The 3,706-nt window shown below is 49.5% G+C and carries 4 protein-coding genes; all 4 read left to right on the forward strand.

Translation table 11 applies throughout. The features are described from left to right. Positions 1-42 precede the first annotated feature (42 nt). Genes FD23_RS08165 through FD23_RS08180 form a run of 4 tightly spaced genes read left to right on the forward strand, consistent with a single transcriptional unit; the run spans position 43 to position 3,525 of the window. On the forward strand, positions 43-1,290 hold the full coding sequence (locus FD23_RS08165) for a betaine/proline/choline family ABC transporter ATP-binding protein (protein WP_025896458.1): 1,248 nt from the start codon (positions 43-45) through the stop codon (positions 1,288-1,290). 2 nt (positions 1,291-1,292) lie between these two features. Continuing rightward, the gene (locus tag FD23_RS08170; protein ID WP_025896457.1) at positions 1,293-1,922 is read left to right on the forward strand and encodes an ABC transporter permease; all 630 of its coding nucleotides are present in this window, start codon (positions 1,293-1,295) and stop codon (positions 1,920-1,922) included. An 11-nt stretch (positions 1,923-1,933) separates the two neighbouring features. Beyond that, on the forward strand, positions 1,934-2,863 hold the full coding sequence (locus FD23_RS08175; protein ID WP_025896456.1) for an osmoprotectant ABC transporter substrate-binding protein: 930 nt from the start codon (positions 1,934-1,936) through the stop codon (positions 2,861-2,863). Beyond that, entirely contained in the window at positions 2,863-3,525 is a 663-nt protein-coding gene (locus tag FD23_RS08180; RefSeq protein WP_025896455.1) for an ABC transporter permease, read from the forward strand. The genes FD23_RS08175 and FD23_RS08180 overlap by 1 nt, the downstream gene beginning before the upstream one ends. Positions 3,526-3,706 lie beyond the last annotated feature (181 nt).

Below are 3,706 nucleotides of genomic sequence, written 5' to 3' on the forward strand. Positions count from 1 at the left end.
CATGTGTTATTATGGATCATAAAATAAAGGAGGGCGCGTCAGATGCCAGAAGAACAACCAATGGTCCAGTTCAAGGACGTTGAAAAAGTTTATCGAGGCGAGAATGTCGCGGTCGAACATATCGACCTTGAGATTCATAAGGGTGAATTCGTTTGTCTTATCGGGACGTCGGGTTCCGGAAAGACAACCACGATGCGCATGATTAACCGCATGCTGGAACCCAGCGGCGGCCAAATCCTGTTTAACGGCAAGGACATTCACAAAATCGATGCCGTCAAATTGCGGCGTCAAATCGGCTATGTTATCCAAAACATTGGCCTCATGCCGCATATGACCATTTATGAAAACATCACCATTGTCCCGAAGTTATTGAAGTGGCCGGAAGAAAAGCGACGCAAGAAAGCTAAGGAGCTGATGGACCTTGTTGAATTACCGGAAGATTATCTGGATCGCTATCCATCCGAGCTTTCCGGTGGCCAGCAACAGCGAATCGGCGTTATCCGGGCGCTTGCTGCGAATCAGGATCTGATTTTAATGGATGAACCTTTTGGCGCTTTGGATCCGATTACCCGTGAGGCTTTGCAGGAACTGATTAAGAATCTGCAGGAGAAGCTTGGTAAGACCGTGGTTTTTGTCACGCATGATATGGATGAAGCGCTCAAGCTCGCAACCAAAATTGTGGTGATGGACCACGGTCATATCATTCAAAATGCGACGCCAACCGAACTATTGACGCATCCAGCGAACAAATTCGTTGAGAACCTGGTCGGCCAGGATCGATTGGTTAAGGCGCGGGCTGATGTGACCACCGTTGAGCAGATCATGCTGAAGAATCCTGCAGCGATCACGCCAGGCAAGTCACTAGCTGAAGCGATTTCCCTAATGCGTAATCGTCGCGTTGATACGCTGTTGGTGACGGATGATGAAAATCATCTGAAAGGCTCCATTGATTTGGAATCGCTGGGAACCCGGTATCAAAGTGCTACTAGCGTTGGCGACATTACTAAGTCGAGTATCTTCTATGTGAATAAGAACGCTTTGCTGCGCGATACCGCTGATCGCATTTTAAAGCGCGGTTTCAAGTATGTGCCGGTGGTTGATAACGATCAGAAATTGGTCGGTATTGTCACCCGTGCTTCATTAGTTGATGCCGTTTACGACACCATCTGGGGCGAAAATGAAGACGATCAAGCCAGCGATAGCGCCAAAGAGTCGGCAACGCCTACCGATCAGGAACCGGCAACCGATTCGGCAGCGGCAGATGACCGAGACGCACCTAAGGAGGTGTGACCATGTTTGCTTTTTTAAACGCACATGGCAGTGAACTGATCACCAAAACCTGGGAACAGCTTTACATCTCGGCAATTGCGTTAGCTCTTGGGGTGATCGTCGCCGTTCCGCTGGGTATTTTGCTGACGCGTTTTCCTAAGACCGCTAAAGTCGTGATCGGTATTGCCAGCATGCTGCAGACGGTGCCATCATTGGCGTTGTTGGCCTTGATGATTCCTTTATTCGGGATCGGAACAGTGCCAGCTATCGTTGCACTGTTCATTTACTCTTTGTTACCGATTCTGCGGAATACGTATATCGGTATGGAAGATGTCGATCCGGTGTTAATAGACGCGGCTAAAGGTATGGGCATGACGGCGATGCAATCGATTCGGCAAGTCGAAGTGCCTTTGGCGATGCCGGTGATCATGGCGGGCATTCGCTTGTCAGCTATTTATGTCATTGCCTGGGCAACCTTGGCTTCGTACATCGGGGCTGGTGGCCTTGGGGATCTGATCTTCAACGGTTTGAATCTCTACCAGCCGGATCTGATTATCGGCGGCACGATTCCTGTTACCATTTTGGCACTGGTCATTGACTGGTTGCTTGGGCGGTTGGAATACCACCTGACACCTGTCAGTGAACGCACTTAGGAGGTGGCAAGATGAAACAGTTCAAAAAATTATTCCTGTCACTTTTGCTGATTCCGGTTCTCTTGTTGAGCGGCTGCGGCTTTCCTGGCTTAGGCGGCTCCGGTAATGACGGGACGGTGCGGATCGCCTCGCAAACCAGTACCGAGTCGCAGATCATGGCCAATATCATTGCCGAACTAATCAATCATGAGCTAGGTTACAAAACCACGTTGGTCAATAACCTCGGCTCCAGCACCGTGGTGCATCAAGCCATGGTCCGCAACGATGCCGATATTAGTGCTGCGCGTTACACCGGCACCGAGATTACCGGCACATTAGGCATGAACCCGGTCAAGAACTCAGCTAAGGCCACCGCCATCGTCAAGCGCGAGTTCAAAAAGCGCTACGATCAGACCTGGTATCCATCTTACGGCTTTTCTGACACCTATGCCTTTATGGTGACGCAAAAAGAAGCCAAAGAAGACAATCTCAACACCGTTTCCGATTTGAAGAAAGTCGCACCGCAATATAATGCCGGCGTTGACTCCAGCTGGATGAACCGGAAAGGCGATGGCTATAGCGATTTTACTAAAGCATATGGCTTTGACTTTAAGCGGGTTTATCCGATGCAGATTGGTCTGGTTTACGATGCCGTTGAAGCAAACCGAATGCAGACAGTTCTTGGCTATTCCACTGATGGACGGATTCGCAGTTACAATCTGAAAGTACTGAAGGACGACAAAAACTTCTTCCCGCCTTATCAGTGCTCATTGGTCGTTAATAATAGCCTTTTGAAGAAATACCCTAAACTAAAACCGTTACTGCATCGCTTAGACGGCAAGATCAACCTGAAAACCATGCAGGAACTCAACTATCAAGTCGACGATCAGTTACTTGAACCAAATGTGGTCGCGAAAAAGTTTCTTGCCAAACACAACTATTTCAAAGGAAGTGACGACTAATGGCTAACATGGATACTTGGCAGCAATTCTGGTATTACCTTGCCAACAATGGTTCCTACGTGCTGAGTCAGTTCGCCCGCCATTTTCTGATTTCGATCTATGGGGTGCTCATCGCAGCGGTGATCGGCATTCCGGTTGGGCTGGCAATTGCGCGCCATCGCACCTTGAGTAACACAGTCATCGGCATCGCCAACGTCATTCAGACCATCCCCAGCCTAGCGATGCTTTCGATCATCATGCTGGGACTCGGACTTGGCGTAAACACCGTCATTGTCACGGTCTTCTTATACTCGCTGCTGCCAATCATCAAGAACACTTACACCGGCATGCAAAATGTCGATAAGGACCTGATGGATGCGGCTAAAGGCATGGGCATGACCCGCTGGCAGTCACTGTATATGGTCGAAATCCCCTTGAGCATGTCGGTCATCATGGCCGGGATTCGTAACGCTTTGGTCGTCGCCATCGGGATCACCGCAATCGGCGCCTTCGTCGGAGCTGGCGGCCTGGGCGAAATCATCATCCGCGGCACCAACGCCACCAACGGCGGAGCCATCATCCTCGCCGGCGCGTTGCCGACAGCGCTAATGGCCATCATCTCCGACCTCGTCCTCGGCTTCTTGGAACGCCGACTCGAGCCGAAAGGAAAGGCTGCTTCATAAAAGTAGGTCTAACAGTTCATAGTTACTAAATAGGGCTAGTGAATCTTCACATACGGAGATTCACTAGCCTTTTTTGTTTCTCAAGAGTAATTTGTTAGGATCCGCCGATTGTAAAATTAAACTGAACACTGTTCCGATCCAGTAAGAAAAATCGTTTTCACTGGATCAGAGCACAAAAAAT

Source organism: Lactobacillus delbrueckii subsp. delbrueckii DSM 20074 = JCM 1012 (assembly GCF_001433875.1).
Lineage (GTDB): Bacteria > Bacillota > Bacilli > Lactobacillales > Lactobacillaceae > Lactobacillus > Lactobacillus delbrueckii.